The organism is Bhargavaea cecembensis (genome assembly GCF_001619585.1).
Lineage (GTDB): Bacteria > Bacillota > Bacilli > Bacillales_A > Planococcaceae > Bhargavaea > Bhargavaea cecembensis_A.
In genome coordinates, this window is record NZ_LQNT01000011.1 from 413,649 (window position 1) to 429,760 (window position 16,112).

General features: G+C 57.4%; 16 protein-coding genes. 4 read left to right on the forward strand and 12 right to left on the reverse strand.

All coding sequences use genetic code 11. The annotated features are described in order from the left end of the window. Positions 1 to 25: 25 nt before the first annotated feature. The 8 genes from ispF to AV656_RS12880 all read right to left on the reverse strand — a co-directional run bounded on the left by ispF (position 26) and on the right by AV656_RS12880 (position 8,994). Positions 26 to 502: a 2-C-methyl-D-erythritol 2,4-cyclodiphosphate synthase gene (gene ispF / locus AV656_RS12845; protein ID WP_063182575.1), complete on the reverse strand. Its 477-nt coding sequence runs from the start codon at positions 500 to 502 to the stop codon at positions 26 to 28. Next, positions 499 to 1,203 carry a 2-C-methyl-D-erythritol 4-phosphate cytidylyltransferase gene (ispD, locus tag AV656_RS12850; protein ID WP_063182577.1) on the reverse strand — a complete coding sequence of 235 codons (705 nt, stop codon included), beginning with the start codon at positions 1,201 to 1,203 and terminating at the stop codon, positions 499 to 501. The genes ispF and ispD overlap by 4 nt, the downstream gene beginning before the upstream one ends. A 52-nt stretch (positions 1,204 to 1,255) precedes the next feature. Next, positions 1,256 to 2,332, reverse strand: coding sequence for a PIN/TRAM domain-containing protein (locus AV656_RS12855; protein WP_063182579.1), 1,077 nt, complete (start codon positions 2,330 to 2,332; stop codon positions 1,256 to 1,258). Between the two features lie 348 nt (positions 2,333 to 2,680). Continuing rightward, entirely contained in the window at positions 2,681 to 4,054 is a 1,374-nt protein-coding gene (gene radA, locus AV656_RS12860) for a DNA repair protein RadA (RefSeq protein ID WP_063182581.1), read from the reverse strand. A gap of 82 nt (positions 4,055 to 4,136) precedes the next feature. Beyond that, entirely contained in the window at positions 4,137 to 6,599 is a 2,463-nt protein-coding gene (gene clpC / locus AV656_RS12865) for an ATP-dependent protease ATP-binding subunit ClpC (RefSeq protein ID WP_063182583.1), read from the reverse strand. Between the two features lie 225 nt (positions 6,600 to 6,824). Next, on the reverse strand, positions 6,825 to 7,898 hold the full coding sequence (locus AV656_RS12870) for a protein arginine kinase (protein WP_063182585.1): 1,074 nt from the start codon (positions 7,896 to 7,898) through the stop codon (positions 6,825 to 6,827). Beyond that, positions 7,885 to 8,433 (reverse strand): UvrB/UvrC motif-containing protein, encoded by a 549-nt coding sequence (locus AV656_RS12875; protein WP_063182587.1) that lies wholly within the window; start codon positions 8,431 to 8,433, stop codon positions 7,885 to 7,887. The genes AV656_RS12870 and AV656_RS12875 overlap by 14 nt, the downstream gene beginning before the upstream one ends. A 54-nt stretch (positions 8,434 to 8,487) precedes the next feature. Then, a complete protein-coding gene (locus AV656_RS12880; protein ID WP_063182589.1) occupies positions 8,488 to 8,994 on the reverse strand; it encodes a CtsR family transcriptional regulator in 507 nt (168 codons plus the stop codon). A 327-nt stretch (positions 8,995 to 9,321) separates the two neighbouring features. On the opposite strand from AV656_RS12880, the gene AV656_RS12885 reads away from it, so the two are divergent. Beyond that, positions 9,322 to 9,924 (forward strand): GNAT family N-acetyltransferase, encoded by a 603-nt coding sequence (locus AV656_RS12885; protein WP_063182591.1) that lies wholly within the window; start codon positions 9,322 to 9,324, stop codon positions 9,922 to 9,924. Between the two features lie 36 nt (positions 9,925 to 9,960). On the opposite strand, the gene AV656_RS12890 is transcribed toward AV656_RS12885, so the two are convergent. Together AV656_RS12890 and AV656_RS12895 are read right to left on the reverse strand one after the other, a co-directional pair. Continuing rightward, positions 9,961 to 11,661: a hypothetical protein gene (locus AV656_RS12890; RefSeq protein WP_063182593.1), complete on the reverse strand. Its 1,701-nt coding sequence runs from the start codon at positions 11,659 to 11,661 to the stop codon at positions 9,961 to 9,963. Positions 11,662 to 11,931: 270 nt separating this feature from the next. Then, positions 11,932 to 12,870, reverse strand: a complete 939-nt coding sequence (locus AV656_RS12895) for a nuclease-related domain-containing protein (RefSeq protein ID WP_063182595.1) — start codon at positions 12,868 to 12,870, stop codon at positions 11,932 to 11,934. A gap of 139 nt (positions 12,871 to 13,009) precedes the next feature. Between AV656_RS12895 and AV656_RS12900 the strand changes: the two genes are divergently transcribed. Further along, positions 13,010 to 14,203 (forward strand): DUF3238 domain-containing protein, encoded by a 1,194-nt coding sequence (locus AV656_RS12900; protein WP_063182597.1) that lies wholly within the window; start codon positions 13,010 to 13,012, stop codon positions 14,201 to 14,203. A gap of 140 nt (positions 14,204 to 14,343) precedes the next feature. Here AV656_RS12900 and AV656_RS12905 read toward each other — a convergent pair whose 3' ends face one another. Further along, positions 14,344 to 14,751 (reverse strand): thiol-disulfide oxidoreductase DCC family protein, encoded by a 408-nt coding sequence (locus tag AV656_RS12905; protein WP_063182599.1) that lies wholly within the window; start codon positions 14,749 to 14,751, stop codon positions 14,344 to 14,346. 145 nt (positions 14,752 to 14,896) lie between these two features. Between AV656_RS12905 and AV656_RS16185 the strand changes: the two genes are divergently transcribed. Both AV656_RS16185 and AV656_RS12915 read left to right on the forward strand, forming a co-directional pair. Beyond that, on the forward strand, positions 14,897 to 15,214 hold the full coding sequence (locus tag AV656_RS16185) for a hypothetical protein (protein ID WP_156484862.1): 318 nt from the start codon (positions 14,897 to 14,899) through the stop codon (positions 15,212 to 15,214). Positions 15,215 to 15,261: 47 nt separating this feature from the next. Beyond that, on the forward strand, positions 15,262 to 15,453 hold the full coding sequence (locus tag AV656_RS12915; RefSeq protein ID WP_063182609.1) for a hypothetical protein: 192 nt from the start codon (positions 15,262 to 15,264) through the stop codon (positions 15,451 to 15,453). A gap of 26 nt (positions 15,454 to 15,479) precedes the next feature. On the opposite strand, the gene AV656_RS12920 is transcribed toward AV656_RS12915, so the two are convergent. Then, positions 15,480 to 16,004: a GrpB family protein gene (locus AV656_RS12920; protein ID WP_063182611.1), complete on the reverse strand. Its 525-nt coding sequence runs from the start codon at positions 16,002 to 16,004 to the stop codon at positions 15,480 to 15,482. Positions 16,005 to 16,112 lie beyond the last annotated feature (108 nt).

Consider the following 16,112-nt stretch of genomic DNA (forward strand, 5'->3'; position numbering starts at 1 on the left):
CCCGGCAAAACTGGCGGCCCTGTCCTTATGCTTTCTCCAATAAAATCACCGCGAGTGCGGCGATGCCTTCTTCACGGCCGACAAAGCCGAGCTTTTCGGTCGTGGTCGCCTTGACGTTCACCTGCGACACATCCGCATGAAGCAGTTCCGCGATGCGCGCGCGAATTTTGTCGATATGCGGCGCCATTTTCGGGCGCTGGGCCATGATCGTGCAGTCGACATTGCCGAGCTTCCAGCCCTGCGCTTCAACGTCGGCCCAGACTTTCTCCAGCAGCACCGCAGAATCCGCGTCCTTGAATGCCTCATCGGTGTCCGGGAAGTGATGACCGATGTCCCCTCTCCCGATTGCGCCGAGTGCCGCGTCGGTTACGGTATGGAGCAGCACATCCGCATCCGAGTGGCCGATGAGGCCGCGCTCATGGGGAATGGTCACGCCGCCGATGATGAGCGGGCGCCCCTCCGCGAATTCATGCACGTCAAACCCTTGTCCGATCCTGATCATTCCATCTCCTCCTGCTGTCCCAACAGCGCCTCGCCGATCGCGAGGTCCACCTTGGTCGTCATCTTCAGATTATCATACGTGCTCTCGACGACGCGGACGGGATGTCCGAGCCGCTCGACCAGCATCGATTCGTCCGTACCGAGAAAACCTTCCGCCAGCGCTTTTTCCTCTGCTTCGGCCAGCAGGCCCGCACGGAACGCCTGCGGTGTCTGGACAAGCCAGACAGTGCTCCGGTCGGGTGTGGATTCCACAATACCGTCCGCCACCTGCTTCACGGTGTCCTTGGAAGGTACCGCCGCGATTGCGGCACCGTGTTCCCTTACCGTCTCCGCCAGTTCCCGGATCACCCGGCGTGAAAGAAACGGCCGTGCGGCGTCATGCACCATGACGACCGCATCGTCCGCGCCGCCCGCATCCATGAATGCCCGGATGCATGATCGGACGCTATCCTGCCGCTCTCCGCCGCCGTCCGGCATCGCCGTGACTTTCGTGATGCCGTGGGACGCCAGCATCTCCCGGATCCGTTCGCGTTCGTCCGGACGCACGGCAAGGATGATGCCGGCGCAGTCCGGATCCTGCTGGAACACGGAAAGCGTCCGGACAAGGATCGGCTTACCCGCAAGCGGCAGGAACAGCTTATTCTCCCCCGCCCCCATCCGCCGGCCGCTTCCCGCCGCCGGCAGCATGACTGTGTATTCCATTTGATTCCACTCCATCAAGCGAAAGGACAGGGCGCAGGGCCCTGCCTTTTCGTCAGTTTTTCGCTTTCACGTCACGCGGCCGGGCGAAGATCATCCGACCCGCAGACGTCTGCAGGACGCTTGTCACCGCGACGGTGAGCGTCTTGCCGATCTGGTTTTTTCCGTTTTCGATGACGATCATCGTCCCGTCGTCCAGATAGGCGATGCCCTGGTTGGCTTCCTTGCCTTCCTTGATGACGGTGACACGCATTTCCTCTCCCGGGATGACTACCGGCTTGACGGCGTTTGCCAGATCGTTGATGTTGAGCACCCGGACATTGTGCAGCTCGCACACTTTGTTCAGATTAAAGTCGTTTGTCACGACGACCCCGCCGTTTTTCTTCGCCAGACGAACAAGCTTCATGTCGACCTCGCTTACGTCGTCAAAGTCTTCGTCGGTGATGACGGTCTGTCGGTCGTCCTGGATGCGCTTCAGGATATCAAGCCCCCGGCGCCCCTTCGTCCGCTTGAGCGAGTCGGATGAGTCCGCGATGTGCTGCAGCTCTGTCAGGACAAATTGCGGAATGACCAGTTCTCCCTCGAGGAACCCGGTCTCGGAAATGTCCGCAATCCGGCCGTCGATGATGACGCTCGTGTCCAGGATTTTCTGGCTTGCACGGAATTCGTCAGACGGCTGCACACCGTCTTTTTTCTTTTCCGTACTTCTCGTGAACGTCTGGATCAGCTCTTCCCGCTTCTGGAAACCGAACTGGAAACCGAGGTAGCCGAGCAGCACGGAGAGGATCACCGGCAGGATGTCCGTGATGGGCGGGAACTGGATTGCGCCGACCGCGAAAGACAGCAGAAACGCGACGATCAGACCAATGATCATACCGACTGTCCCGAACAGCAGGTCAAGCACGGGTGCTTTCATGAGGCGCTCCTCGAGCCATTTGATCGATCGCACGGTCGGCTCTGTCAGCACGAGGCTGAGCAGATAAAAAAGAATGGCACCGATTAATGCGGAAGTATAGGCATTGGTGAGCCATGGCTGGTTAACGGATAAAAGTTCGAATAATGACGGAAGAAAAATGGCACCAAGCGTGGCCCCGATCAGTGCATAGGCGACCTTCACAAAAAAGTTCAGCATGGTTTTCACCTCCTTGCTTAAAGTATACACTTTCGACCCCCGGACTTCCTTCCGGAGGGTGATGAAAACCATATGATTTCCATAAATATTCGGACGAAAAAGAAGGGAAGAAGTTCCTTTTGGCAGGGACCCCCCATAGCCCCTCGCTCTAAACAGTCCGGATCCTCAAGTCCTTCCCCTATCCGCCGCTCCTGAAACCAAAAAACGGCCCCGCCGCATGTATATGCAACGGAACCGCCTTGTTTTAATCTATGCCGCTGACTTTTCTGCGTAAAGGCCGAAAGTCCCGGCCGGTTTTCCGGAAATACGGGGCAGATCGACATGCCTCAGTAAACCTGTCATATCCGCTTACTTGAAAGCCTCACCCAGTGCTTCGGCGACGGTGCTGACGCCGACGACCTGTATGCCTTCCGGGTAATCCCAGCCGCCCAGATTCGAGGCGGGTACGATGGCGCGCTTGAATCCGAGCTTTTTCGCTTCCTGGACGCGCTGTTCGATTCGGGACACACGGCGGATCTCGCCGGTCAGGCCGACCTCGCCGACAAAGACGTCGTACTGGCTGACGGCGGTGTCCTTGAAACTGGAGACGATGCTCGTGAGGACAGCGAGGTCAATTGCCGGTTCGTCCAGCTTCACGCCGCCTGCCACCTTGATATAGGCGTCATGTGTCTGGAGCAGCATGTTCATCCGCTTTTCCAGAACGGCCATGAGAAGCGACACGCGGCTCTGGTCGAGTCCAGTCGCCATGCGCTTCGGATAGTTGAAGCTGGACTGCGTGACAAGTGCCTGGATCTCGACGAGAATCGGCCGGGTGCCTTCCATCGAAGCGACGACGACGGAACCCGCCGCGCCCTCTGAGCGCTCCTCGAGGAACAGTTCGGAAGGGTTCAGCACTTCTTTCAGCCCGGACTGGATCATTTCGAAAATCGCCATCTCGTTCGTCGAACCGAACCGGTTTTTCACGCTCCGGAGAATCCGGTACGTGTGATGGCGCTCCCCTTCAAAGTAAAGCACCGTGTCGACCATGTGCTCCAGAAGACGGGGACCTGCGATCTGGCCTTCCTTCGTAACATGCCCGACGAGGAAAATGGCCGTCCCGGTCGTTTTCGCGATCCGCATGAGATCAGCGGTACACTCGCGCACCTGAGAAACACTGCCCGGTGCGGATGTGACGTCCGGATGGTGCACTGTCTGGATGGAGTCGACGATGACAAACTGCGGCTTCAGTTCCTCGATGGACTGGCGGATATGCTCCATGTCGGTCTCGGAATAGATATAGAGTTCCGGGGAGGTGACGCCGATCCGCTCTGCCCTGAGTTTGGTCTGCCGCACCGATTCCTCGCCGGAGATATAAAGGACGCGCCGGCCCTTCTCGGCGAGAAGCGAAGACACTTGCAGCAGGAGCGTCGATTTGCCGATCCCCGGATCGCCGCCGATCAGGACGAGGGAGCCCGGGACCACGCCGCCGCCGAGCACGCGGTTCAGCTCCCCGAAAGCCGTCTCGACTCGGGGCTCTTCCTGCGTCTCGACCGATGTGATCGGGGACGCCTTGCTGGCGGAACCCGTCCCGGTGCGGAAAGCACCGCTCCGTGCGGCTTTCCCGACAATCGCCACTTCCTCATCCATCGTGTTCCATTCGCCGCAGCCAGGGCAGCGGCCCATCCACTTCGGTGATTCGTATCCGCAATCCCGGCACATGAACTTCGTTTTCTTTTTCGCCATTTGTACCTCCAGGCACGGAAAAGACATCCCGCCGCGGATGCGGGCGGGATGTCTCAACCATTTGTTTGATAGCCAGATTATATCATTCTTTCGCGCTTCCTGCAGTTGCGGGCTCTCCGGTGCGGACCGTGTACTTGCCGTCTTCGTCGACGTCAAACACGACTTTTTGGCCGGCGAGCATTTCGCCTTTAAGCAGTTCTTCGGACAGGCGGTCCTCGACGTTCTTCTGGAGTGCGCGGCGGAGCGGGCGGGCACCATATTCAGGGTCGTACCCTTCATCGGCGATCCGTTCCTTCGCAGCCTCCGTGATGACAAGCTCGATATCCTGTTCGGCCAGGCGCTTGACAAGCTGGTCGGCCATGAGGTTGACAATCTGTCCGAGCTCTTCCTTATCCAGCGAGTGGAAGACGATCATTTCGTCCACACGGTTCAGGAATTCCGGCCGGAAGGCTTTCTTGAGTTCGCCGAGCATCGTGTCCTTCATGTCCTTGTGGTCCCGTTTGCCGTCCTGGAGGTTGAATCCGACGTATTTGTTCTGCTTGAGGGTCTCCGCTCCGACGTTCGACGTCATGATGACGACGGTGTTTCGGAAGTCGACCGTACGGCCCTTGGAGTCTGTGAGGCGGCCGTCCTCAAGCACCTGGAGGAGGATGTTGAAGACGTCCGGGTGCGCCTTCTCGATCTCATCAAGCAGGATGACCGAGTACGGCTTGCGGCGGACCTTTTCTGTAAGCTGGCCGCCCTCGTCGAAGCCGACGTAGCCCGGAGGCGAGCCGACAAGACGGGACGTGGAGTGTTTCTCCATGTACTCCGACATGTCGATGCGGATCATCGCGTCCTCGTCGCCGAACATCACTTCGGCAAGCGCACGGGCGAGTTCCGTCTTACCGACACCGGTCGGTCCAAGGAAGATGAACGAGCCGATCGGGCGTTTCGGATCCTTGAGGCCCGCACGTGCACGGCGGATGGCCCGTGAGATCGCGTCGACCGCTTCGTTCTGGCCGATGACCCGTTTATGAAGCTCTTCTTCCATGTTGAGGAGCTTCGCAGTCTCGGTCTCCGCAATCTTCGAGACCGGGACACCGGTCCACATGGAGACGACCTGCGCAACGTCTTCTACCGTCACTTCGGATTCTTTCTTGCCCTGCTTTTCTTTCCATTCTTCCTTCGTGCGCTCCAGCTCTTCTTTCAGCTTCTGCTCCTTATCGCGGAACGAAGCGGCCTTTTCGAATTCCTGGCTCTGGACCGCGGCGTTCTTTTCGGAGCGGACGCTGTCGAGCTGCTGCTCGAGTTCCTTCAGGTCAGGCGGCGTCGTGAATGAGCGCAGCCGGACTTTGGAACCTGCCTCGTCAATCAGGTCAATCGCCTTGTCCGGGAGGAACCGGTCGGAGATGTAGCGGTCAGACAGCTTGGCTGCCGCCTCGACGGCTTCATCCGTGATCTTCACCCGGTGGTGCGCCTCGTAGCGGTCCCTCAGGCCGTGGATGATCTTGATTGTATCCTCGACCGTCGGCTCGTCTACCTGGATCGGCTGGAAACGGCGCTCAAGCGCGGCGTCTTTTTCGATGTACTTGCGGTACTCATCAAGGGTCGTCGCACCGATGCACTGGAGCTCACCGCGTGCGAGCGCCGGCTTCAGGATGTTCGACGCATCGATTGCGCCTTCCGCACCGCCGGCCCCGATCAGCGTATGGAGCTCGTCGATGAAGAGGATGATGTTTCCTGCCTGGCGGATCTCCTCCATCACTTTCTTCAGGCGGTCCTCGAACTCACCGCGGTATTTCGTGCCGGCGACGACCGTGCCCATGTCGAGTGTCATGACGCGCTTGTCGCGGAGTGTTTCCGGAACTTCGTTGTTGACGATCTGCTGGGCGAGGCCCTCTGCGATCGCCGTCTTACCGACACCCGGCTCCCCGATGAGGACCGGGTTGTTTTTCGTCCGGCGAGACAGGACTTCGATCACGCGGGTGATTTCCTTGGATCGGCCGATGACCGGGTCGAGCGTGCCTTCACGCGCAATCTCGGTCAGGTCGCGGGCAAGGGAATCCAGCGTAGGCGTGCTGGCGGACGAGTTGCCGCCGCCTGCCTGGGCACCCTGGCCATTTTCATTTGAGCCGAGCAGCTGGAGCACCTGCTGGCGGGCCTTGTTCAGGGATACGCCGGCATTGGCGAGAACGCGTGCAGCGACCCCTTCCCCTTCGCGGATCAGCGCGAGGAGGAGGTGCTCTGTGCCGACATAGGAGTGGCCGAGCTTGCGGGATTCATCCAGCGACAGCTCGATGACCTTTTTCGCGCGCGGCGTATAGTGGATGATCGGGCCGACTTCGCGGTCGCCGGTGCCGACCAGCTTTTCGACGCCTTCTTCGATCGTCTCGAAATTAACTCCGATCGCCTCAAGCGCTTTTGCTGCGATGCCGCCGCCTTCTCGGATAAGGCCCAGAAGAATATGTTCGGTCCCGATGGCATCATGGCGCATCCGGATGGCTTCTTCCTGCGCAAGCTGGAGAACTTTTTGTGAGCGTTGCGTAAAGCGGTTGAACATCATACACAATCCCTCTCTTCTCATAATGATCATTTATGCAGATCCTGATGAACTTTGATTCTTGTTATATGATAGAAGGTTCCCCTAAACACTCCGGAGTCAAACCGGAAACGGAAGAACCGCCATAACTCTTTTGGGAAGGTCTTATTTGACCTTCTTTGACCATTATAAACGGGAGTACTTCCCCGTACAAAACATATGCTCGCGGAACACTTTCCATCCTGCTGATCAGTCTTCTCCGCCGCCGGACTGGCGGCCCATGCCGATCCGTTCGCGGATCAGCTTCGCCCGGAAGACGTCGCGCTCGCCGGGCTGGAGCGTCTCTCCCGCATACTGCTGGAGAAAAGCCGGCTGCATAAAGATCATGAGCTCGTTCAGGACGGATACATCGACATCGGGGATAATGCCCATGTCGATGCCGAGCCGGAGGTCGGAAAGCCGGTTTGCCGCTTCATCGGTCGCTAGCACGCGGGCGTTCGTCAGAATTCCGAACGACCGCCAGATGCGGTCCTCCAGCTTCATCTGCGAATGCTCCCGGAGCGCGCGGCGCGCCCGTTCCTCCTGCTCGATCAGCCGTTCCGTCAGATCGCGCAGGTCCATCAGGATGTCCCGCTCCGACTTCCCGAGCGTGATCTGGTTCGACACCTGATAGACGTTGCCGAGCGCATCGGATCCTTCGCCGTAGCTGCCGCGTACCGTCATGCCGAGCCGGGCGACCGCCTGGGTGATGCGCGCCATGTTGCTCGTGATGGAAAGCGCAGGCAAGTGCAGCATGACCGATGCGCGCAATCCCGTGCCCGTATTTGTCGGGCAGCTTGTGATATAGCCGAAGTCCCCATCAAACGCGTACGGCAGGGACTCTTCAAGCCGGTTGTCGATGTCGTTTGCACGGTCGAACGCTTCCATGAGGTGAAGGCCCGGGTAGATCACCTGGATCCGGATATGATCCTCCTCGTTCACCATGATCGACACCGACTCGTCACCGGAGAGAATCACCGAGCCGGGCCGCTCCGGGTCCGCCAGCTGAGGGCTGATCAGATGCTTCTCGACAAGCGCCTGCCGCTGGATCGCCGGCACAGTTTCCATCTGGATATGAGAAAAGTCCTCCATGCCCTCGAGTGCGGCGGCGACTTTTTGTTCGACCTCTCCCGCCTCCTCCCGGCTGAAATCAAGCGGGAAACGGGAACCCTTCAGGTTACGTGCAAGCCGGACGCGCGTCGACATGACGATATTCGAGTACTCGCCCTTCGGCCCCATCCAAGGGGTGACCGCATTTTTAAGGAAGCTTTCAATCGACGACATCCTGTCCGCCCCCTTCCTCCAGACTGCGCTCCAATTCCCTTACTTCATCCCGGAGCTGCGCAGCCCGCTCGAATTCTTCCTGGTTGATGGCTTCCTTCATCTGTCGCCTCAGGTCCTTGATCTTCCGTTCGGCGGCGATGCGCCCGCTGTAGGTGGCAGGCACCTTGCCCTCATGCTTCGTGTGGCCTCCCTGGACCTTATTGAACACTTCGGGCAGTTCCTTGCGGAAGGCTCCGTAGCATTCTGCACAGCCGAACTTCCCGCGCTCGATAAAGCGGCGGAACGTCAGACCGCAGTTCGGGCATTCGGGGCCGCTGTTGACCTGGGGCTGCGCTGTATTCTGAAACGCACCCGGGCCGGCAAACCAGTTCTGGAGAAATTGCTGGATGCCGAGCGGGTCCCCCCCGAAGTCCCCCTGGAACGGCTGGAAGTGCGCCGCGCAGACGTCGCACAGATGCCGCTCCTCGGTTTTTCCGTTTTTGCTCTGGGTCACGACGACCGAAGCAGGCCGTTCATGGCAGTTATCACAGATCAACGAACACACCTCTTTCAGCGGCCGGCATGCGGGTGCCGGCCGGGGTCATTTGCCTCATCCTTCGGCGGAGCCGCCCTGGTTTTTCGCCTCGCCGCCTGCCGCCTCATATTTTAACGCGCTGAGCATTGCCTGCATGATCCGGGAGCGGAGCAGATCCCGTTCCGGAAGCTGCGACATGAGCGTCATACGGTGCACGGCGGCATGCATCATGTTTGCCTCGCGCTCCGTGAGGACATCCTCATCGATAAGGCGCCGGATGATGTCCTCGGCCATCGCCTGGGTGGAGCCGCCGTCCAGCCCCTCGACAATCTGCTCGATCAGGTCGATCCGGCTGTGCGGCCGGACCCGGACGATGCGGATGTACCCCCCGCCGCCCCGCTTACTCTCAACCATGTAGCCGCGTTCCGTCGTGAACCGGGTCTTGATGACATAGTTGATCTGCGAAGGAACGCACTGGAATTTCTCCGCGACTTCACTCCGCTTGATCTCCGCCATCCCGTCCTGTTCCTTTTCGAGAATCGACTTGAGATATCCTTCAATGATGTCGGAGATGTTCCTCATGGTTTCACCTCTTTCCAGGACACATAGACTCAGTTGACTTTGACTATCTTTGACTTAATTATACGATGTTATACATGCACCCGCAAAGATTTTGCGCAGGATAGAGCCTGATTTTTTGCAGGATGAAAATACTTTTTTAATAAAAGAGGTTTATCCTGTTTTGGACCGGGTATAGAAAGGGATGTGGACTGCGTTATTCCCAACGCAGGTTTGCCGGCATGTCCGCCGGAACGTGCGAGGTTTTTTTCTCATCTGTTTTTTTCCTCATTTGAACTCCCCCCAAACAAAAACCCCGGATGAAACCAAACATACCGGAGGCGGTTCAATTTGAACTGGTACGACAAGCTCAACGAATATTTCCCCGTGGAAGAAATGAAGTCCAAGGATCATATGGAAACACTCCTGAAAGAAAAGGAAGGCGTGTACGGCAAGGATGAGGGTCCGTACCACGTGTTGATGTATGCAGAATTCGACGAGTTTCTCTTTGTCGATTATCTGTTCGTTTCGTCGAAATCTCGCGGACAGGGGCTTGGCGGCAAGCTGATCGAAAAACTGAAAGCCAAAAAGAAACCGATCATTCTCGAAGTCGAGCCTGTCGACTATGAGGACACCGACACCGCCAAGCGGCTGAAGTTTTATGCCCGCAACGGGTTTGCCCACGCCCGCCGCATCGGCTATAGCCGCCGGTCGCTGGCGACTGGCGAGAAGACCGACCTGGAGATTCTCTACTGGGCCCCGAACCATGAAGGTGAAGAATCGGTCGAGCAGGCCATCTACGATCATATGCGCAGAACGTATGAGGAGATCCACACGTACAAAGACGAAGATTTCTACGGTGACTCCTACGAGCATACCGATGAAGTGTTCAACTTCCATGAAGAAGAGCGTCAGAAAGAAGATATCCTGGAGCCGTTCACGGTCTCCGCATAATATAGCAAGCCCTCCGCAGCGCGCGGAGGGCTTTTCTTATTGTCCGATGGTTGTGTTCGTCATTTCTTTCACCGGCAGGAACAGTTCGCCGGTTTCAAGATAGGTGATGTCCAATTGGTCGCCTTCCCGGATATAAACTGCGAGCGGCACCGTCTCCGTTGATGCGAGGAAGCTCCGCCCGTCTTCTGCCAGGACCGACACGAGCGTGAAATCACCCGCGCGCTCCTTATAAACGCGCTGGACGGTGACTGCCGCTTTGGCCTCTTCCGCCCCGGAAGATCCGTCCACGGTCGAGCCGCCGCGCTGGAGCGCCGTCTTGTACAGCTTGAGGGCTTCGTTCGGCGTACCTGCGAATACGGATATCTCGGGATTCGCCGCCGAGACGATGAAGTAATTCTGCAGGAAGCCGTTCTGGTCGAGCACCGGCGTCAGCCAGCTGGCCTCGCCGTAGAAGTTGTACAGCACCGGCATCTCGCCGGACCATTTTTTCTCGATAAATTTCTTCTCAATGATTTGAAGCGTTCCCTGCGAGTCCATGTATGACTCTTCAAGATTGCCCGTGTAGTAAGTCGCCTCACCCGTCCGTGCATCGGTGAGCGCATAGCCAAGCATCGAGTCGACCCCTTCTTTCGGGCTCGTGAAGTCGGTGAAGTAATACATACGGCCGGTCTCGTCGAACACCGGGCTTACGTTGGCCTCGGTCCCTTCGTCGGACGGCAGCTTCACATCTTTCTTGCCGAACAGCGAGTTCCAGAAACCATGGACATATTTTCCGTAGTAGCTGTTTGCCAGGCTGACGGCCTCAGGCGATACGGCACCGTCGATAAACTCCGGCACGTCCCCTGTTGCGTAGCGCTGCGTCTTCCCGGTTGCGGGATCGACGGTGACGATCCCCTTCACGTCAAAGCCGTTCCGTGCGGTGATGAACTCCCCGTACGATCGGATATAGTGCGGCTTGCCGTCGTCGTCGATCTCCAGCTGGGCATCTCCGTAGAAGATGAGGCCCGGCTCCGCCATGCGCATATGGCGCCCGACATTCTTATGGAAGTACGAAGACGGCGTGTAGGCCATCTCGGACTTCACGAACTTCGGATTGTCGGCTGAGTCGGTCGCGCTCATCGTAAAGTAGCCCGGCGTCGTATCGCCGTTGATCCACTTGAAGAATCCGGCAAACTCGACCGGTGCGATGTAGACGAACTCGCCCCCGACTTTCTGGATCTGCAGCTCCCCGAGTTCATAGTAGCTCGTGTTCGGCACCTGGCCGAATGCCTTTTTCATTTTGTTGCGGGCAAACTTGGGCGGCACGCTTGCCGGCGTCTTCGTTTCATCGAACGCGCTGATCTCAACCTGCTCTTCCATCTCAACCGCCTTGTATTTGTCATTGGCGTTAAAGAGCGGCGCGGCTAGGATATACGCCGCGAACACCAGCGCGGCAAGCGACAGGATGGTCCGCGCCTTGCGCTCCATTCCCCTTGCGGCTGACGCAGCACCAATCACCGCCGCGATGACAACCGCCGGCCAGAGCGATGTCCAGTTGCGGTCAAGATTAAGGAAATAGTAGACAGCAAATATGAGGATTGAGAAAACGGCGGCGGACCCGATCAGGAGCGGTACAGTGTTGACCTGCTCCATCACTTTGTGGCCATCCTTTTTCACATCACGGGTCGCCCGGAACGGCACGGCAAGAAGCGCCAGCACCAGACCCGCAATCACAGAAAACAACAATAAATTCAGCATGAGGAAAACCCTCTCTTTTTGAAGGATATAGTCATTCTACGGTGGAAAGGGGCGAATGGTTTCATGTTGCGGGTGAGCGCGGGCCTATCCTTGATTTGTGGGGGCGGCGGAGCGCAGGACGACCGCGCATAGAATCCTATGCGCGGTTCACGGCGTTCTATGCGCGCTCGCGAGTGTTCTATGCGCGGTTATTCGGTTTCTATGCGCGCTTGCAGAACTTCTATGCGCGCTCACCAAAAAGAGCACCCTCCAGGAGTGCTCCAAGCTTCATCATTGAGAATATGTTTTCCAACGGCCTTTTCCTTTTTCAATCAGCCCGGCACTTTTCATCATTCTTCTGGCCGCATGCCGGTCCTCCACTCCAAGAAACCTCCGGCATTCCTCATTCGTGAGTTCACCGCCGAAAATGTGGAACCAATCCTGAAGTGCTTCATTATGTGCGGAGCGGGAGATGCATCCGCAACGGCAATGCCATGCCCGATTGAGCCAGTGCATGCCGATGTCACCGCAGCCCGGGCATATGATACCGGTCCGGATATCATGGGCGGTCACCTGAGGATACATCGTGCAGAGCGGCCGCTGGATATAGGGTTCATGTGCAGCGAGCACTTGCCGGGCGAGCCCGTCCAATTCATGTTCATCCAGCAAAGGCTTTGCAGGCAGATTGCGCAAGAAAAACGGAATACTGTTCGGGAAGAGAATGGGGTGTGGAGCGGCTGCCGCCTCGACCATCTGGCTCGGGTAAGCGAAGACGACAGCGCCGTATACAGGAATGGGGGTGTTGTGCTCATGCAGCCAGTCCCTGAACAGCATGAGGTGGCTGTCCAGCTGGGCAAATGGGCTGCCGAGCGCTTCTTCGCGGCCGTCCTTTGTGATCCGGACCAGTTGAGGGGGGATGTCCCTGATCACGGAGCGACCGGAGATGTTTTTGACTTCAAAAAGGCATGCCCACGAACGGGTAAGCAAAAGTGCGTCCAGCTGAAACCTGGAACCGCAGGCGAGCCCAAGATCCGCGAAAACCCGGATCGGCTCAGGATGGCGGTACTCCCGGAGCACCATGTCGACCCGCGCTTCTCCACCGAAGCCTGCCTCGGCCTGTTTCCGGCGTTCCTCCAGCTTGCCGGCAAGCGGATGGCCCGGCCTGAGCCTGCGCAGTCCGGCGTCACACACCTCTTCGATTCCGGGCCTCGCCCGATTCTTCAAGATCAACTCATCACCTCCATCTTCATAGTACCCGATTCAATGAGAAACTCCATGCAGTATCCTGCCGCTTTTTCGGGTATACACAGAAGAGAGACTCCCGATACTCGGAACAACAGACCAGCTGTCTCGAAAAGGAGTGAGCCAATTGGAACCGGAGAAGTTTGAAATTCGCTCGGTGACGCACCGCCCAGGTGTGATCACCTTTGAATGGGACGATACGGGCGATGAATACCGCGTTTATAAGGAAGGCGAACTTCGTCAGGAAGGACCGGTGTGCGATTTTACCGATGAGTACGTGAAAGACGGCAAAATGTATCACTACTCGGTCGAACGGATCCGCAACGGTCGGACCGAGGACGTCATCATGATGCAGACCTCCGCACTGAAGGCGGAAAAAGATGCCTACAACCCGCTCCGCTACCTTGTTTTCACGACAATTGTCGCCAAATCGCAAGTAGCCCTCTCTTGGGAGAAAGTCCCGAAAGCCAAGACCTACGCCGTCTTCAAAAACGGGGAACTCCTGACAGAAACCGAGGACTGCTATTTTATCGACCGGGAAGTGCCGGACGAGCAGACCTACTATATGATCCGGACAAGCCGCCCGGCACGCAAGGCGGATGAACCGATGAGTGCCGGCAAATCGATTCTCGGCCGCATTGCCGGAAAGTTCAATCCGGAATCGAGCACACAGGAAGACGTCATGGAAGAGTTCTGGATCACCAAAGTGATCGGAAAACCATCGAAGCTGCTCCTGCCGGCGGAAGAATGGCGGGAGCCTGAGCCGGTCCAGCGCTGGCGGATGCGCTATACGACTTTCCTCGAGGAGAAATTCATCAATAACCCGAACGTACTCTCCCCGAACCGGACGTTCAAGGGGGACGGCCGCGACTTCGATCCCGAGGGCGAGTCGTTCCGCACGCGCGGGGATGTGACCCTCTCCTATAAGGATCCGGGCTACCCGCTCGTCTTCCGGAAAGAAGCCGGCAAGACGGTCGCCTACGGGCTGTCAGGCCGAAAACGCGAGGAAGGCACCGCCTCGATCGAAGACTTTACAATCGAGCCGCTTGAGCATGACGGCAGAGAGTTCGGCTTCCTGCTGAAGCATTCGGTCGGAAACCCGATTACGCCTGCCCCGCTGATCGATTATGAAGTCCATGCCATCCTGCGCCGGCACGGCACGTTCCATGTGACGGGCTTCCATGACCAGGCGCCCCATCACGAGGTCTATCTCGACAAAGGGGATGGCTGGGTGCCGATTCACCGCGCGGCGTCAAAAGGCCTCGCCCACATGTCGGAAGTGATTGCCTACCAGCACTGGATTGCATCGAATTTCGAATAATGACGAAGGCCGCCTGTGAGGGCGGCCTTCTTTATTTCGGGAAATAATTTCAAAAAACAACACATTTCCCGGGAAATAAACGCGGAATCGACAATTTCCCGGGATAACAGCCATAAAAAAACCGCGGAATTCCGCGGTCATTATGCGAGGAAGCGTTCCCGGATGTTCCGGGGCGGCAGCCTGCAGGCCTCTTCTTCGGTTTTTTTGCCGAACCACTTGAAACGGTTTTCCGCGACATAGTCGTAGGCGCGGTCACGGATCGGTTTTGGCACGATGATGAAGAGGAAAGCCAAATGCCAGAGGCCGTCGAGTTTTTTCGCAATATGAAGGGCAGCAGTGGACTTGGTGTACGCCTTGTCTCCTTCGATCAGGACCATCGAGTCGACATCTTCCGGAATCTTGTGCTTTTCCCTCAATTCCTGGCCGACATCACTCTGGAGCGATGCGTAACTGAAGTGCCCGACAGGATCCCGCTTGATGATGAATTGAACACTTTTGTCACAGAAATTGCAGGTTCCGTCGAACAGCACAACACGTTCTTTCTTCATTTCGGAATGCCTCCTTCCGGACTGTCTTGATTCTCCTTCAAGTATTCCCCGTCCGCCATGCGGCAAAACAGGACCGGGACGTGACGAGTGTCCATCCGCCTCCGCCAGTCATGCATGTAATAAGAAGAGAGAGGAGGTGCTTACCATGATGCGACACATGCATCACCATCACCATGGTCACGGCTGCAGTTGCCACAGGTGTGTCAGGCAACCGATCGTCTGCCCGCCGATGTACCGGTTCCATGACACCTTCAAAAAGTGCGAAGTGCCGGTCATCCATCCGATTGTCAACGTCAACCGGCAGAACGTCGTGAACGTACCGCGCCACTACTTCACCGAGTCCCAAAGAACGGTCCCAGGCCGCGAAATCTGGGCAGATTCTTCCGGTCCCGGCTTTGGCGGACCAGGCTTTGGCGGACCAGGCTTTGGGGGACCAGGATCCTTCCCGGGCGGCCGCTACTGATCCGTTGTGGTAAAATCGGGTCAACAACACACAAAGGATGACTCCGATTGAAACGAGCACTTAAATTTGCCATTCCCATCATGCTCATCGTCGCCGGTCTGGCCTGGTGGTATCTGAATAAGGAATTCCAGGACATACCCGGAACACACCGCATGTATATCACAATTGGCGCTGCCCTCCTGAGCGGCGTCCTCTCCTGGTTCCTGTTTCCCGAAGGACCGCAGGACCCGGAAAGGTGATTCCCCCCCGCCTCGTGCGGGGTTTTTTAGTTCCCTGCAATTACCCGTTCGACGAATTCCAATTTCCCATCGGCATAGGCACGCTCGTCACCGGGATACCGATCTGCCAGTTCAAGCTTCAGCCGCTCATAGTCTCCAGAAATCTCCGGATTTTCCCGAAGCCGGTCCCGGAACAGGATATGTTTTTTCCACCAGTCACCACCGTGATCAACAATGTGCACGACATGGGTCTTGACCGGCGGGTCGAGCTGCCGGAATTTCGCCATAATCTCCTTTCCTTCAATCGGCTCGTTCCGCAGCCGGTAAAAGCCATGGGCTCCGAGCGACTTAAAGTCGAACCTGTCGTATTGAGCCAATTCGTCCAGCCCAACGAGCAGGTCTACTAGTGGCTTGGCTTTCAGGCCCGTCACTGCCGTGCTTCCGATGTGCTCAAACGCAACAATCTGCTCGCCGAGCAATTGCCGGAGCAAAGCCGCCTCTTCCCGGAATGATTCTTTCCATCTGTCGTCATGGGCAACGAGAAACACCTTTCCTGCCGGCAGTCCTTTCATACATATCCCCTCCTGAACACAGCGTAGCGAACCTGTACACACAATAAAAGACTGAACAGCAATGCACATGGATCATTTAATTGAATGACCAAAAGCGGAGGCCAAGCG